The sequence below is a fragment of the Gordonia sp. 852002-50816_SCH5313054-c genome, assembly GCF_001665925.1.
In the GTDB taxonomy this organism is placed as follows: Bacteria; Actinomycetota; Actinomycetes; order Mycobacteriales; family Mycobacteriaceae; genus Gordonia; species Gordonia jacobaea.
On sequence record NZ_LZTE01000003.1, the window covers coordinates 1 to 19,360 of the forward strand.

A 19,360-nucleotide genomic window follows, 5' to 3' on the forward strand; every position below is an offset into this window, starting at 1 on the left:
CCCCCCCCCCCCCCCCCCCCCCCCCCCCCCCCCCCACTTTTTTTTTTACACCCACACCCCGCCATCCCCGATACTGATCGGTCTCGTGGGCTCGGAGATGTGTATAAGAGAGCGGTGGGGGCTCGGCCAGCGGGACACGGGCTCAACCAGCGTGAGGGTGCGCTCGACCAGCGGGCAGCAGGGGACTGCGCTCGGGCACCGGAAGTCGGTCATCGACGCGGCGGCAATGGAGGGGCAGACTGGGAGACATGGCATTTCCCATTCGCATCGGAGTCCAGATCCAGCCGCAGCACGCCCCCGACTACTCGCTGATCCGCGACGCGGTCTTGCGGGCAGAAGACCTCGGCGTCGACATCATCTTCAACTGGGACCACTTCTATCCGCTCTACGGCGACCCCGACGGGGCGCATTTCGAGTGTTGGACCATGCTCGGTGCGTGGGCTGAGCAGACCGAACGCGTCGAGATCGGTGCGCTCGTCACGTGCAACTCGTACCGCAACCCCGACCTGCTGGCCGACATGGCGCGCACCGTCGACCACATTTCCGGTGGCCGACTCATCCTCGGTATCGGCGCGGGCTGGTTCGAGAAGGACTACGACGAGTACGGCTACGACTTCGGCACCAAGGGCAGCCGCATCGGCGAGCTGGGCGAGGCACTCCCACGGATCGCCTCGCGGTTCGAGAAGCTCAATCCCCAACCCACCCGACACATTCCGGTCCTCATCGGCGGCAGCGGCGAGAAGAAGACCCTCCCGCTCGTCGCGAAGTACGCCGACGCCTGGCACGGCTTCAACGACGTCGAGACCTACCGGCACAAGACCAAGGTGCTGTCGGGGTACTGCGAGGAGATCGGTCGCGACCCCGAGACCATCGAGCGGTCGGCGGGCATCCCGTTCACCGGCGACGTCGAGGAACTGGTGCGCACCGCCGACGCCATCAGCGCCGAGGGCGTCTCACTGATCACCGTCGGCACCACCGGCCCCGACTACGACCTCACGGCCGTCGAAGCCCTGTGCCGCTGGCGCGGGTGAACTGAGTCGAGATGTCGAGCCTCGCCGTCGTCGCGATCATCGCGGGTGTCATCTCGCTTGGCTGCTGGGTTGCGTCGCTGATCACCGGCGACACGTCCTGGGTCGACCGCATCTGGTCGATCGCACCTGTCATCTACCTCTGGGTGTTCGCGGCGTACAGCCACTTCGACGTTCGCGTGACGGTGATGGCGGTGCTCGTGACGGCGTGGGGCATCCGACTGACGTTCAACTTCGCCCGACGCGGCGGGTACACCGGCACCGAAGACTACCGCTGGGCCGTGCTGCGCTCCCGGATGAGCAAGTGGCAGTTCTGGTTGTTCAACCTGTTCTTCATCGTGATCTACCAGAACCTGCTGCTCGTGCTGATCACGCTGCCCGGCTACACCGCGCAGCGTCATCCGGGCGGGTTCGGTGTGCTCGACGTCGTGCTCGCAGTAGCCTTCCTGGCGTTCCTCGCCGGGGAGGCCACAGCCGACCAGCAGCAGTGGGAGTTCCACGCGCGCAAGGCTGCTGGCCAGACGTCGACGCGGTTCTGCACGACCGGGCTGTTCCACTACTCGCGGCACCCGAACTACTTCTTCGAGCAGGCCCAGTGGTGGGTGATCTACCTGTTCGGCGCCGTGGCCGCGGGGGCGATCCTGCAGCCGACGATCGTCGGCGCGGTGCTGCTGACGCTGCTGTTCGTCGGCTCTACCAAGTTCACCGAGTCGCTGACGCTGTCGAAGTATCCCGAATACGCCGACTACCAGCACACGACGTCGGCACAGATCCCGTTGCCGACGAAGCGACGTCGAACGGCGGCTGCCTGAGCGGCGATCCCCGGCGGGGCACTGCTGTTCACGCGACGTTCGTCGGGCGATCGGGGCAATTGCCCCGAGACGGGCGTGGCTGCCTTCGGTCCGACGGCGTCAACGGCCTAGATTTGATGACATGCTCAGACCGCTTGCTGTCGGAAAGAACATCACGGACCCGCGCGTTCTCCTGCGTGTGCTGATTGTGGGAGCACTCCTCATGCTTGCGGCGCTGGGTACGTCGGTGGCCGCGGACTCTGCGCGCGCCGAGCCGCCGATGCGACTACCCGACCAGGTCACCGACCCCGCCGACGCGCTCTCGTCGTCGGATCGCACGCGGGTGCAGCAAGCCGTCGAAACGCTCTACAGCGAACACGGCGTGCAGTTGTGGGTCGTCTACGTCAAGACATTCAACGGTCTGGGCAGCGAGCAATGGGGTTCGCAGACCGTGCAGATGAGCGACCTCGGCGAGCACGACGTGCTCCTCGCCGTCGCCACCGACGACCGCGCGTACCGCTTCGACGCCCCCGATTCGGTCGACGGTCTGGACCGTTCGACGCTCGATTCGATTGCCCAGGACAACATCGTGCCCGCGCTCAAGAAGTCGGACTGGCCGGGCGCGGCCGTCGGCGCCGCGAACGGCCTCGGCTCAGCGCTCACGCCGTCGCACACCGCCGCGATCGTCACCGGAGCGGTCGGTGGTGTCGCGGTCGTCGGCGGCGGTGGCGCCTACCTGTACTCGCGGCGGCGTCGAAAGCAGAAGTTCGAGTCCCAGCTCGACTCCGTTCGCGAACAGGAACTCACCGGCGACGAACTGCTGTCACAGCCGATCGAAGTACTCGAACCCTGGTCGCGCGAGGTCTTGACCGACACCGACAACGCGATCCGCACGAGCGAGGAGGAGTTGCGGTTGGCCGTCGACGAGTTCGGTCCAGCCCAGACCGCACCCTTCACGCAGGCGCTCGACGCGGCGAAACGTGGTCTCGCGACATCGTTCTCGCTTCGACAACGACTCGACGACGACATCCCGGAGACACCCGACGAACGACGCTCGATGCTGGTGCAGATCATCACAACCTGTACCGACGTCGACGCCGCACTCGACGAGCAGGTCTCGGCCTTCGACGAGATGCGCAACCTGTTGATCAACGCCGACACCCGATTCGCTCAGATCACGCAGCAACTCGTCGCGCTGCGAGCACGCCTTGAAGGCGCGGCCGGCCAACTCACGACGCTGTCGCAGAAGTACGGCGCGTCGACTCTGCACTCGATCGAGCACAACGTCGACCTTGCCGCGCAGGAGATCGGGTTTGCCGAGAGCAGCGCGGATCAGGGTCGTGCGGCGATCGCGCGTCCCGTCGGCGAGCAGGGTGCAGCCGTTGCCGCGATCCGCTCGGCGGAGGGCGCCATCGGCCAGGCCGACAAGCTCCTCGACGCGATCGACAACGCCGACACCAACATCGCCGCCGCGCACACCCAGCTTCCCGCGCTGATCGCCGAGGTCGAGGGCGAGTTGCAGGAGGCGTCCGGGCTGTCATCGGATGGCGGGCCGGAGTTGGCGACAGCGGTCGCATCGGCCACCACGGCGCTCGAACGCGCCAAGTCCGGGACAGACCAGGACCTCTTGGGAGTGTTCACCGCACTGGTCGACGCCGACGCCGACCTCGACGTCGCGCTCGATGCCGCCCGCGGCGCATTGGCACAGCGCAAGCAGCGAACCGAAGTACTCACCGCTGCGCTGACCAGCGCGCAGGCCAAGGTCACCGCGGCGTCGGACTTCATTTCAACTCGACGCGGCGCGATCGGGTCGACCGCACGCACCCGCCTCGCCGAAGCGCAGCGCCTGCTGCAGTCGGCCAACACGACCGCGCAGAGCGACCCCACGGCGTCGACCGACGCGGCGCGTCGAGCCGGCTCGCTCGCCGACCAGGCACTCATGGCGGCGCAGGGCGACGTGGTGAGTTGGCAGCAGAGCCAGCAGCCGCGATCGAGCACCGGATCAGCGGCCACGGGCGCGGTACTCGGCGGCATCCTGGTCGACAGCTTCCTGCGCGGGACCATGCGCGGCGGAGGCTACGGCGGAGGGTTCGGGGGCGGCTTCGGCGGTGGCGGCTACACCAGCGGCGGCGGCCGCAGCCCCGGCTCGTTCGGCGGGTCGTCGAGCTCGGGCCGCATCGGCGTCGGGGGCCGGTTCTAGGGTCGGGTTCGGTCGGGCTGGCGCTGCGCAGAAAGTGACGCCCTGTGGGCCGCTCGCATGTACCGGTACGTGCGGGTGACCCGAGGGGTGCGGTTTTCTGCGGGCGCCCTGTTGCTGCGCGCGCCCTGTTGCTGCAGTCTGCGCGACCGCCTGCTGCACGCGCCACGTTGCTGCACGCTCGGCCGCTGCGCGCGGGCGCGCCGCAGTCCGCAGAAAGTTGCAGCCCATGGGCCGCTCGCACGTACCGGTACGTGCGGGTGACCTGAGGGGTGCGGTTTTCTGCGGGGCCCGTCGGTGCAGGCCGCGCTGCGTTGCTGCGGGCGCCCCGGTGACTGCGCGCCACGCTTCTGCGGGCCGGTTGCCCGCACTCCGCAGAAAGTTGCAGTCCCTGGGTCGCTCGCATGTACCGGTACGTGCGGAGGCCCCGAGAGGTGCAGTTTTCTGCGCACTCCCGGACGCTCCTACGCCGACTTCCGCCCGAAGCCCAGGTACGCGATCGGGCCGATGTAGTTGATGAAACTCGCTGCGGCCCAGGCTTTTTTGGGGCCGCGGACCTGCTCGGCGGGGCGCTTCTTGAGGTCGCGTAGGGCGTAGCCCTGCAGGGCGAACTGTGCGACGGCGGCGACGCTGATCAGTGCGCGCTTCGCAGGGGTGAGCTTCTTCTTCGTGTCACGAGTCACAGCGCCACACTACCGTTCGGCCTTTTAATTCATAAGCCTAAGTATTAGAGTTACTAAACGTGACCGAGAACAGTGCAGACATCGCCCGAGCGCTTCGCCCCTCCGTGACGCGGCTCTACCTGGCGTTGCGTCGGCACACCCCGATTCCCGAGTACACCGCTGCTCAGGCGTCGGCGCTGGCCACGATCGTCGACCACGAGCCGATGCGAATGGGCGAACTCGCCGAGCGCGAGTCCATCCGCATGCCAACGGCAACAGCCCTGGTCGACGGCCTGTGCAAGAGCGGACTGGTGGTTCGTGCACCAGACCCCGATGACCGACGCGCCGTGCTGGTGCGGCTCACCGACCACGGGCACGAGGTTCTCGAGCGGGTTCGGGGGCAACGCGAAGACGCGCTCGCCGCAGCACTCGAACGGCTTTCCGACGACGACCGGGCGCGGCTCGCCGCTGCGGCACCCGCATTTCGGGCACTGCACGCAGAGCTCGAGGGGACCCCGACCCCCGCGAAGTAAAAAGCAGCGGCGAAGTAGCAGTCCCCAAAGGCTCCAGCCCCAAAGACTTTAGTAAGCAACAACTTTCGACAATGAACACGAGGTAGATGTGACAACCACGACGGAGAAGCCGACGCAGTCGGCGCCAGAGGAGCACTCCCATTCACTGATCGAGACCTTCAAGGGTCAACCCCGAGCCGTGTGGGTGACCGCGTTCGCTGCGGTCATCGCCTTCATGGGCATCGGCCTCGTCGACCCGATCCTCAACACGATCCGCGAAGAACTGAACGCGCCGCCGTCGAAGCTGACGCTGCTCTTCGCCGTCTACCTCGGTGTGCAGGTGATCGCCATGCTGATCACCGGTTGGGCCGCGTTCCGCTACGGACCCAAGCGCACGCTGACCGTCGGCCTCGCACTGATCGTCATCGCAGCGGGCGTCTCGACGTTCGCGGGCAACATCGACCACCTCATCGCGATGCGCGTGCTCTGGGGTCTCGGCAACGCGCTTTTCATGGCGACGGCGCTGGCATTCATCGTCGGCGCGGCCAAGGGCGGGCAGCACGGCGCGATCCTGCTGTACGAGGCCGCGCTCGGCGTCGGCCTGGCCGTTGGTCCGCTACTCGGAGCACTGCTCGGAGCGTGGACGTGGCGTGCACCGTTCGCGGGTACCGCCGTCCTCATGCTGATCGGTGCTGTGCTGTGTGCGTTCATGCTGCCGTCCGACGGTCCGCGCTCCGAACGTGTCGCGGTCAGCGTCGTCGACCCCCTCAAGGCGCTGCGTAACCGCACCCTGCTGCTGACGTCGATCGGCTCGGCGTTCTACACCGGCGCCCTGTTCACCGTCATCGCGTATGCCCCACTTGCGATGGGACTCAAGCCGATTCCGGCAGGCATGGTGTTCTTCGGTTGGGGTCTGTTGACCGCACTCTCGGGTGTCTTCGTCGGGCCGCGGCTCGCCGAGTGGATCGGACAGCGCGGCGGCGTGATGACCGCGATCGTCGGATACGGCGTCGTCATGGCGCTCGCAGCGGTCGGTGTCGCCACCGACCAGGTGTGGCTGACCGGACTCGCGATCGTGCTCTCGGGTCTCCCGTCGGGCATCCTCAACACGCTGTTCACCGGCGTTGCGATGTCGTCGGCCGACCCCAACAAGCCGCGCTCGGTTGCCAGTGCCGGCTACAGCTTCCTGCGTTGGATGGGCGGCGCGGCGTCGGCCGTGCTGGTCGCCTACCTCGCGGAGTGGTTCGCTCCGGCGGCCCCGTTCTGGTTCGCCGTCGGCTATTGCGCCGTCGCCGTGATCGCGGTCGGGTTCGTGCAGTCGAAGAAGGCGGAGTCGCACCACGTCGACGAGGACGCCGCGCTGGTCGGTGCGGAAGAGTTCTGAGTCTCGCCCAATACGAAAGAGGTTGCCCCGCGGTCCACTTCGGACCGCGGGGCAACCTTTGTCTTATGCAGCGTCGACCCGTACGGAGCCGCAGTCAGTCGAGCCAGTCGAGCACCGACGCCGCGGTCCAGCTCTGTTGCATGCTGCCGAGCGCTTCGCCGGTGAAGGGCTCGTAGTACTCGGCGAACGCGCCGTCGGTTGCCTGCCGTAAGCCCTCTTCACGGAGTCGGGCGGAGCGTTCTGTCCACCCGCGGCGTGCAAAGGCCCAGCTGAACAGCCACGTCATCACGGGCCAGACCGGGCCGCGCCAATACTCGCGTGGGCGGAAGTCGGCCGAGATCGGCGACGTCGACGGCGGGACGCTGAACCTCAGGTCGGGGTGTCCGCAGAAGCGCGGGCCGTCGAAGAGTCGTAGGAGCGCGCGTTCCCGATCGCGGGACAGCCCGCCGCACAGGAGAGGCGCGAACACCGCGATGGTCTCGGAGTTGATCCACTGCCCCGCGCGCAGGTCGAAATCACGCGCGGCACCGTTGCGGTCGTTCGCGGCGGCCACCACGCCAGCCTTGAACCGATCCGACCATGCCCGCAGGTCTCGCACATCAGCGCGCGGCTTGGAGTAGTCCTCTCCGATCGTCGCGAGAACATCGCACGCGACGGCGAAGATCGCACTGACGAAGACGTCCTCGACCATGAAACTCATGACCTTGGGCAGGACCTCGTCGTCGTAGTGCGCTCGTTTCATCTCTTCGACGAGCCAGATGTAGCGGTCGTATTCGAGGTCGGTCGGGCGCATCGAGAGGTCGGTGACGTGCTCGAGGTCGGCGCGGGTGTAGGGCGGCAGATCCTCGCCGGGGACGACACGCGAGTACGGACCGTCCCAGCGCGGCGAGTTGTCCATTCCCGATTCCCAGCCGTGGTAGATCGTGACGCGACCGCGCCCGAGCGGATCGCGCGCGTGGGCGAGCCAACGATGCCAGCGCATCAGCGCGCCCCACCGGCGGTCGATGAATTCGTTCGCGACGGCCCGCGTCGAACGGCCGTGTCGTCGTGAGTGATCAAGGATGCGCTGCACCGCGATCGCGTGCACCGGCGGCTGCGTGATGCCAGACGTCTCCGGATAGTCGGGTGCGGCGTCGGCCAGGCGCGAGCACTCCCATCGACCGGGACCGGGGAAATACCCGTCACGCCCGTTGGCGAAAACGATGTGCGGAATCATGCCGTTCGACCACTGCGCCGAGAGCAATGTGTCCATCTCGATGACGGCACGCTCGACGCTCAGCGGTGCGAGACCGACCGTCACAAACGCCGCGTCCCAGCTCCACATGTGCGGGTAGAGGCGGGGTGCCGCGCTGGTCATCGTGCCCAGATCGTTTCCGCGGAGCAGATACGCGGCTCGTGCCGACAACTGCGTTGGGGTGAATCCATACCTGGCCACGCGTTGATTCTGCACTGCCTCGACGGTCCTCGCCGCTCGAGGTCGTCGGTCGTGACCGCCGGTACGGTTGGACGCGTGCCAACCGCATTGATCACCGGAGCAAGCCGCGGACTCGGCGAGCAGATCGCCCGACAACTCGCACCGACCCACTCGTTGATTCTCGGCGGCAGGCCGTCGGCCGCACTCGACGCGCTCGCCACAGAGCTGGGTGCCATGACATTCGCCGTCGAACTCACCGACCACGAATCGGTTGCCGCAGCCGCGGAGTCGATACCGTCGCTCGACGTACTGGTCCATAGCGCGGGAGTCGGTTCGACGCTGCGCACTGTCGCCGAGACACCCGCCGACGAGTGGCGGCACGTGCTCGAGGTGAATCTCGTAGCCGCAGCCGAGGTGACGCGTGTGCTGCTTCCCGCGCTACGGGCGGCGCAGGGTCACGTCGTGTTCATCAACTCGGGCGCGGGGATTCGCGCCAACCCCGGTTGGGGCGCATACGCCGCGAGCAAGTTTGGGCTGCGCGCGCTGGCCGACGCCCTGCGCGGCGAGGAGACCGCGCTGCGCGTGACGTCGGTGTTCCCCGGGCGAATCGACACCGACATGCAGCGCGAGCTGGTCGCGATCGAGGGCGACGACTACGACGCGTCGAAGTTCCTGAAGCCCTCGACGGTCGCGGGCGCGGTGGTCGCCGCGATCCACACCCCGGCCGACGCGCACCCCACCGAGATCGTGCTGCGGCCGACCGGGCGTGGGTGATCTCGACAAGCTCCTTCCCGCTGGTCGAGCGGGCGCGAGCGCAGCGAGCACCCTGGTCGAGACCACTCCTCCGGGCGGGTGATCTCGACAAGCTCGATCAGCGGGAACAGCGTTCGATCAGCGGGGATAACGCTCGATCGGCGGGGTCCCCACCGCTGGTCGAGCGGGCGCAGCGCCTCCCGCTGGTCGAGCGGGCGCGAGCGCAGCGAGCACCCTGGTCGAGACCACACCCCGCGGCGAAGTGATCTCGACAAGCTCGATCAGCGGTTGGGGGCCCGATCAGGCGGGGTAGCCCTCGAGATCGGCGGGAACTCCCCTACAACTGCTTGAGGTCGCTCGGCTCCCAGACGGCGCGCATGGAGGAGATCTTGCCGTCGGCGTCGAAGACCATGATGTCGATCGGAGTGATCTCGAACCGCATGTCGGACGTGCCGGTGACGAGCGTGAACTCGAAGACCGCGGTGTCGCCCGCGATCTTTTTCCAGTTCAGGGTGGCGACGTGCTCGTCCATGCCGGTGATGATCGAGTAGAACTCGACGAGCTGCTCGCGGGTGTTGCGGATGTCGGCACCGATCGGGTCCTCGACCGTCGCGTCTGCGGCGAAGAGATCCGCGATCTGCTCGGCGGTGCCGTTGGTGAGCAGATCGATGTACGCACCTACGGCGGCGGCGATCTTGCTCGACAGCTCGGTCTGTTCCTGTTCGACGGTCATACTTTGTCTCCAAATCTAGAACGTGTTCTACTTTGGAGACAAAGTATCAGTCGAGGCGCTCGTAGATGGTGGCGTTCGCGATTCCGCCCGCCTCGCACATGGTCTGCAGCACGAAGCGCCCGCCGCGCTGTTCGAGCGCGTTGATGGCGGTCGCGGCGATGCGTGCACCGCTCGCGCCGAGCGGATGCCCGATCGCGATCGCGCCACCGTTGACGTTCACGCGGTCCAGGTCGACGTCGAGTTCCTTTGCCCAGGCGAGCACCACGGACGCGAACGCCTCATTGACCTCGAACAGGTCGATGTCGTCGAGGCTCAGTCCCGCGCGGGCCAGCACCTTGCGGGTCGCAGGAATGATCGCGGTGAGCATGAGCAGCGGGTCGTCGCCGACGACGGCGAACGAGTGCACGCGCGCCCGAGGTCGCAGTCCGAGCTGTCGCGCCCGCTCCTCGTTCATCACCAGGACCGCTGCCGACCCGTCGTTGATCTGGCTCGCGTTGGCCGCTGTCACGTTCCAGCCGATCTGCGGGAATCGTTGCGCGATCGCCTCGTCGTAGTAGGCGGGACGAAGGCCTGCAAGTGTGTCGAGCGTCGAGCCGACGCGGATCCCCTCGTCTGTGGTCAGCCCCGCAAGCGGAACGATCTCGTTGTCGAAGAGACCGTTCTTCGTCGCTGCTGCGGCCAGTTCGTGTGAGCGCAGGGCGAACTCGTCCATCTCGGTGCGCGAGATGCCCCACTTGGCCGCGATCAGCTCCGCCGAGATGCCCTGCCCGACAAGCCCTTCGGGGTAGCGTTCGCCGAAGGCCACGCCGTTGAGGTCGTCGGTGCCGAAGGCCGCCGATCCCATCGGTACCCGCGACATCGATTCGACGCCTGCACCGACCACGACGTCGTAGGCGCCCGCGATGACCCCCTGCGCCGCGAACGCGATCGCCTGTTGCCCACTGCCGCACTGTCTGTCGAGCGAGACGCCAGGCACCGATTCCGGGTAGCCGGCCGCCAATAGCCCGCGACGCGCGATGTTGAGGCTCTGTTCACCGACCTGCGTGACAACGCCGGTGATCACATCGTCGATGTCGGCAGGATCGATTGCATTGCGTGACAGTAGTTCCCGCAGCGGGTGAGCCAGGAGGTCGACCGGGTGTTCGTCGTGCAGAGCGCCCGTCGGCTTGCCCTTGCCGACCGGAGTACGCACCGCGTCGACGATGACTGCTGTGTTCATGACCTTCATACCTTTCGTGGGGTGAATCATGCTGTGCCCGAATATGTTCGAGCGGAGTGTTCCTGCGATCGCAAGACCGCATCAACCGATGTTCGACGCCGCGACCGCTCGAGCCTGACCGGACGTACGGCGCACAAGCGGGCCGAGCGCGAGAATCGTTGCGCCTGCGGCGAATGCCGCGCAGACCCACCAGGTTCCCGTCGTCACTCCCGCTCCGAGCATGGCGACGAGCGCACTGGTGCCGATCGTCGTACCCAGCTGTCGCGACATCGTGATCACCGCGCTGCCTCGGCCGGCGATGGCGGCGTCGAGTCCGCTTGTGGCGGTGGCGATCAACGCCGGAATGACCAGCCCGACGCCGAATCCGCCGAGGAGCCAGCCGGGCAGGAAACCGGCGGCGTAGTTGGGATCGGACGCATCGGTGCTGATTCCGATCAGCACCATTCCGATGGCCCACAGGCCCGCTCCCGCGGCGGCGAGCAACCACGGTGAGACCGTGCGCGCCATCCGGGAGACCAGCACCGCTGCCACAGGCACCATCAGCGGGCCGGGCGCGACTGCCAGGCCGCTGCGGATCACCGAATAGCCCCAGCCTTTCTGCAGCAACAGGATTGCGTCGAGCAGGCCGGCGGCGAAGGCGATACTGAACAGCAGCATCGCCGCCGTCCCGAAGGAGAACTCAGGGCGCGAGAACAACTTTGTGGGGATCAGCGGGTCGTCGGATCGCCGATCGATGAAGACGAAAGCCACACCCAGGATCACGGCAGCGGCGAGCACGGCGATCGCGCGCGCTGAACCCCATCCCCACTCGTCGCCCTGCACCAGGTAGAGGACGCCGAGCGCGCTCGACGCCGCGAGTAGCACGGCGCCGGTGAGCATTCCGACCGAGACGGCAGCGCCGGAGCGTTGTTGCTGCACACCGGAGTCGCGTCCGAAGACCCGGACCGCCGCGATCACGAACGCGATTCCGATCGGCACGTTGATCAGAAATGCTGCACGCCAGGAGAATTCGACGAGGATACCGCCGACGACCGGTCCGAGCGCCGCCGCCATCCCCGACGTCGCGGCCCAGATGCGCACCGCACCTGCCCGACGCTCCGGTGGCACCGACGTCACCAGCAGCGCTAGGCTCGCGGGTGTGAGTGCTGCCGCGCCGACGGCCTGCAGCACTCGCGCGGCGATGAGCACACCGAGTGTCGGTGCGCATGCCGCGAGGGCGCTTGCCGCGGTGAACACGACGACTCCACCGATGAAGCCGCGGCGGTTGCCCAGTCTGTCGCTCGCGGCTCCCAGCGGGATGAGAAGTGCGGCGTAGACGATCGCGTAGGCCGAGAGCGTCCAACTGACCGCGGTGAGCTGTGCGCCACCGAAGTCCTCGGCGATGTCGTCGAATGCCACGTTGACCACGAAGAGGTCGAGTGCGACCAGGAACGGCGCGCCGCACGCGACCGCGAGAAGAGCACCGGCGCTGTGCCGCCGCTCGCTCTGGCTTTCGTTTTCCATAGTCAGACTGTTTACCCGCTGACTATGACATCGTCAAGTCAGCTAGACTGTGGGTATGGAGTTACGCGGACCTCTAGCTGAAAGGGACAAGTGGACGGCGAATCGATGCTCGATCGACAAAGCCATGGGCGTGATCGGCACCCGATCCGCGATGCTCATCCTGCGTGAAGCGTTCTACGGGGCAACACGATTCGACGAGTTCGCGCGCCGCGTCGGGATCACCGACGCCGTCGCATCGGCTCGCCTACGGGAGCTCACCGAGGCGGGACTCTTCGAGAAGGTCCCCTACCGCGAGCCCGGCCAGCGCGTCCGCAACGAGTACCGACTCACCGAGCAGGGCCGCGGGCTACTGCCGGTGATCGTCGCGCTCATGCAGTGGGGCGACCGGTACCTCCAGCCCAGCGGAGCCCCGCTCGACCTCACCGACGCCGACGGCGAGCCCATCCATGCCGCGGTCGTCGGACCCGACGGCACCGAACTCGGACCCGACGACATCGCACTCGCACTCCATCGCAAGTAGCGATCACCCACGACCTCACCCTTCATCTGAGAAACCGACAATCTGGGCCGTGCCGTCGGCGGTTTGATAAGTTCGCCCTCGCAACGGACGGCTACGGATGGCCGCTGTTGAGAGCTCAGCGCGGGAACCAGCCGGGGGCCACGAACAGCACGGGATGAGGGGGTCGCGATGGACGCACGCTCCTTGAACCCGCCTGTGCGGGGATTCGCGCCGTGAGCGTGCTGCTGCTGGCCGACGGCCTGCATCCCGACAACGACACTGCCCGACGCTGGGCCGACGACGAACTGTCGAAGCCGGAGTATCACGAGCAGGCAACCACGCCCGCGCAGCCGCCTGAGCCCAGACGGAACTTCTTCTCCGTCCTCTACGACTTCTTCACCGGCGGACCAGCTCCGGACACGACGCTGATCGTGACCATCGTTGTCGTGGTGTTGGTGCTCATCGCACTCGTGGCTTTCGCGATCTTCTTCGTGCGCCGCACCCCGCGGGCGCGGCGCACCGAAACGTCGGCTCCCCTCGACGACCTGACACTCAAGTCCGGCGAATACCGTTCGGCCGCAGAGGAACTCCTCGATAGGGGCGATCCCGACGGTTGCGTGCGCGAAGCGATGCGCGCACTCGCCCGACGGGGCATCGAACGCGGGTACATCGTCGCGGCACCGTCGTTGACCGCTCGCGAAGCGTCGCGTCGACTCGGCATCGTCTTCGCCGACGAACGCGGCCAACTCCGTTGGGCCGCTGATCTTTTCGACGCCGTCGAGTACGGTTACCGGCACGCCGACCACGCACAGGCGCAGGCCATCCTCGAGCTGGAACGCTCGATCCGCGGGGGTCGCGCACGGTCTGACACGGACCACGATTCCGTGGCTGGCGAGAACATGACCAGCGGTGGCATGACGAACGACGACGTGGCGGCCGGCCGGTGAGCGCACCCGTGAGCGCGCCGCCCGCGGCTCCCGAGGGCCGGTCCGGCCCAGCTCCGTCGCGTCCACGAAGCCGGCGTCGAACGTGGTTGATCGTCCTCGGAGTCGTGGTTGCTGTACTGATCGTCGTGCTCGTCGCCGCCCTCGCGCTGGGCGGCGCGCCGTCGTCGAAGCCGAAGCCGCAGACGCCGAGCAACTCGGTGGCGGGCGATCCCGACAACCTCGGGCCGACGGGTTCTCGTGCCGTCACGAAGGTGATCGGCGACCACGGTGTCGACGTCACCGTGGCGCGGGGACTCGACGAACTCCGCGATCGCACGACACCGGGCGCCGACGATACCGTCGTCGTGAGCGGATCCGGCGCTCTCACCCCGGCCAACGCGTCGTACCTCCTCGACAAGTTCCGCGGCGTCAAGCGGGTGATCCTGCTGCAACCGTCCGGCAGCGCGATCGAGGCGCTAGGGCTGCCGGTGACCGTTGCACTGATCGCGCAGACCCGATCAACGGCAGCGTGCTCGCTCCTCGGGATCGCCCCCGACGACGTCATCTCGTCACAAGGCATCGGCTTGGGTTCGCACTCCTCGGCCGCCAGGTACACGCCGACGCAGCCGGCGGCATCCTGCTTTCCCGACGACACCGGCACCGGTTCAGATGTGGTCGATCAGCCGGGACAGATCGTCGTGGTACCCGCGACGAGCTCGCACCCCGAGATCGTCGTGACCGACGGCGACTTCTGGCAGAACGCCACCCTCGCCGAGGACGACAATGCGGGCGTTGCCCTCCGCGTGCTCGCCTCCTCCGGTCGACTCATCTGGTTCATTCCGAGCTTTGGCGATCGACCACCTGAACCGGGTGAGCCCGACACCGACCCGCGTTCTCAGATTCCGCGTTGGATCGGCCCCGGATTCCTGCTGGCAGCATTCGCTGTCCTCGCGCTGATGCTGTGGCGTGGACGACGATTCGGCCCCATGGTCACCGAGCCGCTACCCGCCGTCGTCAAGGCGATCGAGACCACCCAGGCCCGCGGACGCCTCTACCATCGCGCCGGAGCCGATACTCGTGCAGCAGCGATCCTGCGCATCCGCACCATCTCGCGCATCGCCGGGTACCTCGGACTCCACTACGACCCAGTGCACGCCCTCGACGCGCTCGACGCCTCCGACGAACGCGATGACTCGGGCGTATGGGCACCGGACGGTTCCGACTCGTCTGTCGCCGCGATCATCAGCGTCGCGGCAGCGGCGACGCACCGAGACGCCCGCGACGTCGCACGACTCCTGACCGGCCCGTTGCCCGAGGGCGACGACGCGCTGGTCGTCTTCACCACTGAATTGACCGCTCTAGAGAAGGAAGTCCGGGGCACACCATGACCGCACCCTCAACTCCACCACACTCGGCACCGTCCGCACCGCCGCGGCCCGCGTCGTATCCGCCTGTGGCGGGCGGCAAGACGGCTTCGCCGGGCGCTGATGAATTCTCGACGTCGGCGCGCGCTCGACTGAATGCGGTAAGTGCCGAAGTCGGCAAAGCCGTTGTCGGACAAGATACTGCGGTCTCCGGGATGCTGATCGCGCTGCTGTGTCGCGGTCACATTCTGCTCGAAGGCGTTCCGGGAGTGGCCAAGACGCTGCTGGTGCGGTCTGTCGCCGCTGCCCTCGACGTCGACACCACGCGTGTGCAGTTCACCCCCGACCTGATGCCCGGCGATGTCACCGGATCACTGATCTTCGACGCCGCGGCGTCGGAGTTCAGTTTCCGGGAGGGTCCGGTGTTCACCAATCTGCTTCTCGCGGACGAGATCAACCGAACGCCACCCAAGACGCAGGCGTCGCTGCTCGAAGCGATGGAAGAAGCGCAGGTATCCGTCGACGGGGTGCCGCGCGCCCTGCCCGAGCCGTTCCTCGTCGCGGCGACACAGAACCCCATCGAATATGAGGGCACCTATCCGCTTCCGGAGGCGCAGCTCGACCGATTCCTGCTGAAGGTCACCCTGCCGATCCCACCGCGCGACGATGAGATCACGGTGTTGGCAAGGCACGCAGCGGGATTCGATCCACACGATCTGGCTGCTGCCGGTCTGCGACCGGTCGCCTCGGGCTCCGATGTGATCGCGGGCGCCGCGGCGGTGCGACGGGTGGCTGTGGCACCGCAGATCGCCGCCTACATCGTAGATATCGCCCGCGCGACCAGGATGTCGCCGTCGCTCTCGCTCGGGGTCAGCCCGCGCGGTGCCACCGCACTCCTCGGCACGAGTCGCGCGTGGGCGTGGCTGAGCGGACGTGACTTCGTCACACCCGACGACGTGCAGATGATGGCGCAAGCGACTCTTGCGCACCGCCTTTCGCTGCGTCCGGAGGCCGAGCTCGAGGGAGTCTCGGTCGGCGCGGTGCTGGCTGCGGCGATCGGTTCCGTTCCCGTCCCACGCTGATGGTCATCACCGGCCGCTTCTTCGCGCTCGTCCTCGCGGGGGCCATTCCGACGGTGTTGTTCCCGCACTACTGGGTGGTGTTGGCCTGGGTCGCGGTATGCGTCGCGCTACTGCTGATCGACCTCGCCGTCGTCGGAAACCCCACGCGCACTCTCGAATTGCGTCGAGTGCCGTGCGGTCCGGTTCAGCTCGGCCAATCCACCCAGACGACGCTGCTGGTGCGCAACTTGTCCGGTAGTCGTTTCCGTGGTGTGATCCGCGACGCATGGCAGCCGTCCGCAGGTGCGGACCCGACGACACCACGGCCGGTATATCTTGGCCCACAGCAATCAGAGTCGATGACGACGACTCTCACCCCCACCCGCCGCGGTGACCGACTGGCCGTCGGCGTGACAGTTCGACGACTCAGTCCGCTCGGACTCTGCGCCCGGCAGCGCACCGTGGTCGTTCCGGGCTTCGTACGTGCGCTGCCCGTCTTCACCGCGCGCAAGCATTTGCCCTCGCGGCTGGCGTACCTGCGGCAGCTAGACGGCCGGTCAGCTGTGCGCACCCGGGGACAGGGCACCGAATTCGACTCCCTGCGTGACTATGTCGAAGGCGACGACGTACGCAGCATCGACTGGCGTGCCACCGCTCGACGTCGCTCCGTCGTCGTCCGCACCTGGCAACCGGAGAAGGACCGGCACATCGTGATCGTGCTCGACACGTCGCGGACGTCGGCCGGTCGTGTCGGTGACGCGCCGCGACTCGACGCCGCGATGGATGCCGCGCTGCTGCTGGCGTCGCTGGCTTCGCACGCGGGCGATCGGGTCGACTTCATCGCGGGCGATCGCATCGTGCACCGCCGGGTCATCGGAGCGCCACGCACAACGTTGCTGAGCGACCTCGTGACCGCGATGGCGCCGCTCGAACCCGCTCTGGTGGAGGCAGATTGGCCGATGCTGTGCACCGAGGTGAGCAAGGTGTCGCGTCAGCGAGCACTCGTGGTGTTGCTGACGCCGCTCGAACCAGCCGCGGTCGAGGAGTCGCTGCTGCCGCCGCTCGCCGCACTCGCACAGCACTACCAGGTCGTCATCGGATCGGTATCCGACCCGATGCTCGACGAGATGGCCGAACGTCGCGACGACGTCCGCGAGATCTACGACGCCGCTGCGGCGGTGCGCACGCTGACGTTGCGGGGCCGCACGGCGTCGGGGTTGCGCCGCCTCGGCGTTGACGTCATGGATGCAGCGCCCGACAAGCTTCCCGCAGCGCTCGCCGACCACTACCTACTGCTGAAGTCGCGCGGAATGCTTTGAGCAGCTTGACTCCCCGAGCATCTGTCAGGCGACGGGGAGGCTGTACCCGCGGTCGATCTCGTCGAGATCGCCTGTGGCACCGCGATCGTGGGCGCGACGTCCGAGCACCAGCGCGTACAAGAGGAACCCGACCCACACGGTGACGCCGATACCGATGCGCGCCCACGTCGGGAGACCCGATGGGGTCACGAACGCTTCGATGGCTCCGCAGATGAGCAGCAGCACAACCAATCCGATACCGATGGCGATGGCGGTACGTCCGGCCTCGGCAAGCGAATCCGAGCGCTTGCGGTCGCCGGGCGCGACCCAGGACCAGAAGATGCGCAGCCCGACCCCCGCCGCCACGAACAGACACGTGAGTTCGAGTAGCCCGTGCGGGGTGATGAGACCGAAGAAGAGGTCGGCCCGACCGTGGTTGATCATGATCGAACCCGTCACCGCGAGGTTGAGAATATTCTGGTAAAGCATCCAGATCACCGGGAATCCGAAGACCCCGAAGGCGATGCACAGCAACGCAAGTCGGAAGTTGTTTGTCCAGACCTCGAACGCGAACGACGACGCGGCGTTCTCGGAGTAGTAGTTCTCGAAGTCGTCGTTGACGAGGTGCTCGATCTGCTCCCGCGACCCGAACGTGTGCTCCATGGTCGGGTGGTCGAGGAGCCACCAGCCGATGCCGACGGCGAACGCGATCGAGACGACCAACACCGTCAGCCACCACCGCCGAGTGCTGTAGAGCGCAGCGGGCAGAGTCGTCGTGACGTACCGCACCAGTTGGTCCCACGTGGTCACGGTCGACCCGAGTGCGTGCCCACGCGCGCGTGCCAGCAGCGTCGACAAGTAAGCGATTACCGCACGGTCTGGCGCCGACGATCGGATCACCGAAAGGTGCGTGGCCGTGCGTTGATAGGCGTCGAGGATCTCGTCGGATTCGGCGCCGGTGAGGCGTCGTTTGCGTGAGAGTTCGTCGAGTCTCTGCCACGTCGGTGACTTCGCTCGTACGTAGGCGTCGAGATCCACATCGGTAGCCTAGCCAGACCACGGGCACGGCTGTACCCCTGTCGGGAGGGATCATTCGCGTAGCCCACGAGACGCTACGTTCGCGCCACCGCAGCCGCTACGGTAGTGCGTATGTACCCGGGGCCGAACATGCATGTAGGGCCGACCATGTACGCGGGACCAATCACGTACACGGGCGGGACGGTCGGGCTCGGCCGCAACGACCTCGTCTCGGGTGAGGCAGTCGCACTGGACCTTCCGCCGGCGTCGCTCGGTCGGCGGATCGTGTCGGGAGTGATCGACGTCGCGATCGCTCTCGTCGTACTCATCGCGTTGATCTGGGTGTCGGCGAAGGTCGGCGTGAGCCTGCGCGACGGCGCTGTGCTGGCGGGTGCGTTTGCACTCTCGTCGGTGCTGGCGTTGATCGTCCTGCCGACGGCGGTGGAGACGCTCAGTCGTGGAAAGTCGTTGGGGCATTGGGCGCTCGGCTTGCGCACGGTGCGCGACGACGCCGGGCCGATCGGTTTCCGACACGCGTTCACGCGGTCTCTCGTCGGCGTCGTCGAGATCTTCGTATTCTTCGGTGTGCCCGCGATTGTGTGTGCTGCCATCAGCCGCAAGGACAAGCGCGTCGGCGATCTCGTCGCAGGCACCTACGTGATCCGCGACCGGCGTTCGCTGGAGGTCGCAGGCACCGCGGTCATGCCGCCATACCTCGCAGAGTGGGCGCGCACCGCCGACATCGGGGTTCTGACCGACCACCAGGCCATGCTGATCCGCGGCTTCCTCCATCAAGCGCCGTCGATACGCGACGACGTCCTACGTGCCGCTCTCGCAAGGCAGTTGGTGCAGACGCTCGCGCCGTACATCTCACCAGCGCCACCTGCCGGGGCCGACGACGTGGACGTGCTCAATGCCGTTGCGGCCCAACGCCGACACCGCGAGTGGCTCCGCCTACAGCGCGACGAGGAACTTCGACGCCGCGTGCTCCGCTGAGCA

At 67.1% G+C, this 19,360-nt stretch carries 18 protein-coding genes; 12 read left to right on the forward strand and 6 right to left on the reverse strand.

Features of this window, described 5'->3' with window-relative positions; genetic code table 11:
- Nucleotides 1–248: 248 nt before the first annotated feature.
- From A5788_RS00055 to A5788_RS00065, 3 genes are all read left to right on the forward strand, one after another.
- Nucleotides 249–1,031 carry an LLM class F420-dependent oxidoreductase gene (locus A5788_RS00055; RefSeq protein ID WP_064865771.1) on the forward strand — a complete coding sequence of 261 codons (783 nt, stop codon included), beginning with the start codon at nt 249–251 and terminating at the stop codon, nt 1,029–1,031.
- An 11-nt stretch (nt 1,032–1,042) separates the two neighbouring features.
- Nucleotides 1,043–1,840: a DUF1295 domain-containing protein gene (locus A5788_RS00060; RefSeq protein ID WP_064865769.1), complete on the forward strand. Its 798-nt coding sequence runs from the start codon at nt 1,043–1,045 to the stop codon at nt 1,838–1,840.
- Between the two features lie 121 nt (nt 1,841–1,961).
- On the forward strand, nt 1,962–4,019 hold the full coding sequence (locus A5788_RS00065) for a TPM domain-containing protein (protein ID WP_064865767.1): 2,058 nt from the start codon (nt 1,962–1,964) through the stop codon (nt 4,017–4,019).
- 461 nt (nt 4,020–4,480) lie between these two features.
- Here A5788_RS00065 and A5788_RS00070 read toward each other — a convergent pair whose 3' ends face one another.
- Complete coding sequence (locus A5788_RS00070) at nt 4,481–4,699, reverse strand: membrane protein (RefSeq protein ID WP_049699233.1); 219 nt, start codon at nt 4,697–4,699, stop codon at nt 4,481–4,483.
- Between the two features lie 59 nt (nt 4,700–4,758).
- On the opposite strand from A5788_RS00070, the gene A5788_RS00075 reads away from it, so the two are divergent.
- Nucleotides 4,759–5,211, forward strand: coding sequence for a MarR family winged helix-turn-helix transcriptional regulator (locus A5788_RS00075; protein WP_064865765.1), 453 nt, complete (start codon nt 4,759–4,761; stop codon nt 5,209–5,211).
- An 88-nt stretch (nt 5,212–5,299) separates the two neighbouring features.
- Entirely contained in the window at nt 5,300–6,574 is a 1,275-nt protein-coding gene (locus A5788_RS00080; protein WP_064865762.1) for an MFS transporter, read from the forward strand.
- 94 nt (nt 6,575–6,668) lie between these two features.
- Here the strand turns inward: A5788_RS00080 and ggh are convergent, their stop codons facing one another.
- Nucleotides 6,669–8,009: a glucosylglycerate hydrolase gene (ggh, locus tag A5788_RS00085; RefSeq protein WP_049699465.1), complete on the reverse strand. Its 1,341-nt coding sequence runs from the start codon at nt 8,007–8,009 to the stop codon at nt 6,669–6,671.
- Nucleotides 8,010–8,084: 75 nt separating this feature from the next.
- Here ggh and A5788_RS00090 point away from each other — a divergent pair, with 75 nt between their 5' ends.
- Nucleotides 8,085–8,762: an SDR family oxidoreductase gene (locus A5788_RS00090; protein ID WP_064865776.1), complete on the forward strand. Its 678-nt coding sequence runs from the start codon at nt 8,085–8,087 to the stop codon at nt 8,760–8,762.
- A gap of 316 nt (nt 8,763–9,078) precedes the next feature.
- On the opposite strand, the gene A5788_RS00095 is transcribed toward A5788_RS00090, so the two are convergent.
- From A5788_RS00095 to A5788_RS00105, 3 genes are all read right to left on the reverse strand, one after another.
- Nucleotides 9,079–9,474: a nuclear transport factor 2 family protein gene (locus A5788_RS00095; protein ID WP_064865760.1), complete on the reverse strand. Its 396-nt coding sequence runs from the start codon at nt 9,472–9,474 to the stop codon at nt 9,079–9,081.
- Nucleotides 9,475–9,520: 46 nt separating this feature from the next.
- Entirely contained in the window at nt 9,521–10,693 is a 1,173-nt protein-coding gene (locus A5788_RS00100; RefSeq protein WP_064865773.1) for a thiolase family protein, read from the reverse strand.
- 81 nt (nt 10,694–10,774) lie between these two features.
- Complete coding sequence (locus A5788_RS00105; protein ID WP_064865758.1) at nt 10,775–12,196, reverse strand: MFS transporter; 1,422 nt, start codon at nt 12,194–12,196, stop codon at nt 10,775–10,777.
- Nucleotides 12,197–12,251: 55 nt separating this feature from the next.
- Here A5788_RS00105 and A5788_RS00110 point away from each other — a divergent pair, with 55 nt between their 5' ends.
- The 5 genes from A5788_RS00110 to A5788_RS00130 all read left to right on the forward strand — a co-directional run bounded on the left by A5788_RS00110 (nt 12,252) and on the right by A5788_RS00130 (nt 17,365).
- Nucleotides 12,252–12,716, forward strand: coding sequence for a winged helix-turn-helix transcriptional regulator (locus tag A5788_RS00110; protein WP_064865756.1), 465 nt, complete (start codon nt 12,252–12,254; stop codon nt 12,714–12,716).
- A 212-nt stretch (nt 12,717–12,928) separates the two neighbouring features.
- Nucleotides 12,929–13,642: a DUF4129 domain-containing protein gene (locus A5788_RS00115; RefSeq protein WP_064865754.1), complete on the forward strand. Its 714-nt coding sequence runs from the start codon at nt 12,929–12,931 to the stop codon at nt 13,640–13,642.
- The gene (locus tag A5788_RS00120) at nt 13,639–15,009 is read left to right on the forward strand and encodes a DUF4350 domain-containing protein (protein WP_231894301.1); all 1,371 of its coding nucleotides are present in this window, start codon (nt 13,639–13,641) and stop codon (nt 15,007–15,009) included. Before A5788_RS00115 ends, A5788_RS00120 begins: the two co-directional genes overlap by 4 nt.
- Nucleotides 15,006–16,067: an AAA family ATPase gene (locus tag A5788_RS00125; RefSeq protein WP_156525404.1), complete on the forward strand. Its 1,062-nt coding sequence runs from the start codon at nt 15,006–15,008 to the stop codon at nt 16,065–16,067. Before A5788_RS00120 ends, A5788_RS00125 begins: the two co-directional genes overlap by 4 nt.
- Entirely contained in the window at nt 16,067–17,365 is a 1,299-nt protein-coding gene (locus A5788_RS00130; RefSeq protein WP_049699225.1) for a DUF58 domain-containing protein, read from the forward strand. Before A5788_RS00125 ends, A5788_RS00130 begins: the two co-directional genes overlap by 1 nt.
- A 24-nt stretch (nt 17,366–17,389) precedes the next feature.
- Here the strand turns inward: A5788_RS00130 and A5788_RS00135 are convergent, their stop codons facing one another.
- Entirely contained in the window at nt 17,390–18,382 is a 993-nt protein-coding gene (locus tag A5788_RS00135; RefSeq protein WP_049699224.1) for a stage II sporulation protein M, read from the reverse strand.
- Nucleotides 18,383–18,529: 147 nt separating this feature from the next.
- Here A5788_RS00135 and A5788_RS00140 point away from each other — a divergent pair, with 147 nt between their 5' ends.
- The gene (locus tag A5788_RS00140; protein WP_231894302.1) at nt 18,530–19,357 is read left to right on the forward strand and encodes an RDD family protein; all 828 of its coding nucleotides are present in this window, start codon (nt 18,530–18,532) and stop codon (nt 19,355–19,357) included.
- The last annotated feature ends 3 nt before the right edge of the window (nt 19,358–19,360 follow it).

Coding starts and splice junctions, on each gene's coding strand:
- A5788_RS00125 (WP_156525404.1), top strand. CDS start 15,006: ATGACCGCACCCTCAACTCCACCACACTCGGCACCGTCCGCACCGCCG.
- A5788_RS00110 (WP_064865756.1), top strand. CDS start 12,252: ATGGAGTTACGCGGACCTCTAGCTGAAAGGGACAAGTGGACGGCGAAT.
- A5788_RS00100 (WP_064865773.1), bottom strand. CDS start 10,693: ATGAACACAGCAGTCATCGTCGACGCGGTGCGTACTCCGGTCGGCAAG.
- A5788_RS00095 (WP_064865760.1), bottom strand. CDS start 9,474: ATGACCGTCGAACAGGAACAGACCGAGCTGTCGAGCAAGATCGCCGCC.
- A5788_RS00130 (WP_049699225.1), top strand. CDS start 16,067: ATGGTCATCACCGGCCGCTTCTTCGCGCTCGTCCTCGCGGGGGCCATT.
- A5788_RS00060 (WP_064865769.1), top strand. CDS start 1,043: ATGTCGAGCCTCGCCGTCGTCGCGATCATCGCGGGTGTCATCTCGCTT.
- A5788_RS00055 (WP_064865771.1), top strand. CDS start 249: ATGGCATTTCCCATTCGCATCGGAGTCCAGATCCAGCCGCAGCACGCC.
- A5788_RS00140 (WP_231894302.1), top strand. CDS start 18,530: ATGTACGCGGGACCAATCACGTACACGGGCGGGACGGTCGGGCTCGGC.
- A5788_RS00105 (WP_064865758.1), bottom strand. CDS start 12,196: ATGGAAAACGAAAGCCAGAGCGAGCGGCGGCACAGCGCCGGTGCTCTT.
- A5788_RS00065 (WP_064865767.1), top strand. CDS start 1,962: ATGCTCAGACCGCTTGCTGTCGGAAAGAACATCACGGACCCGCGCGTT.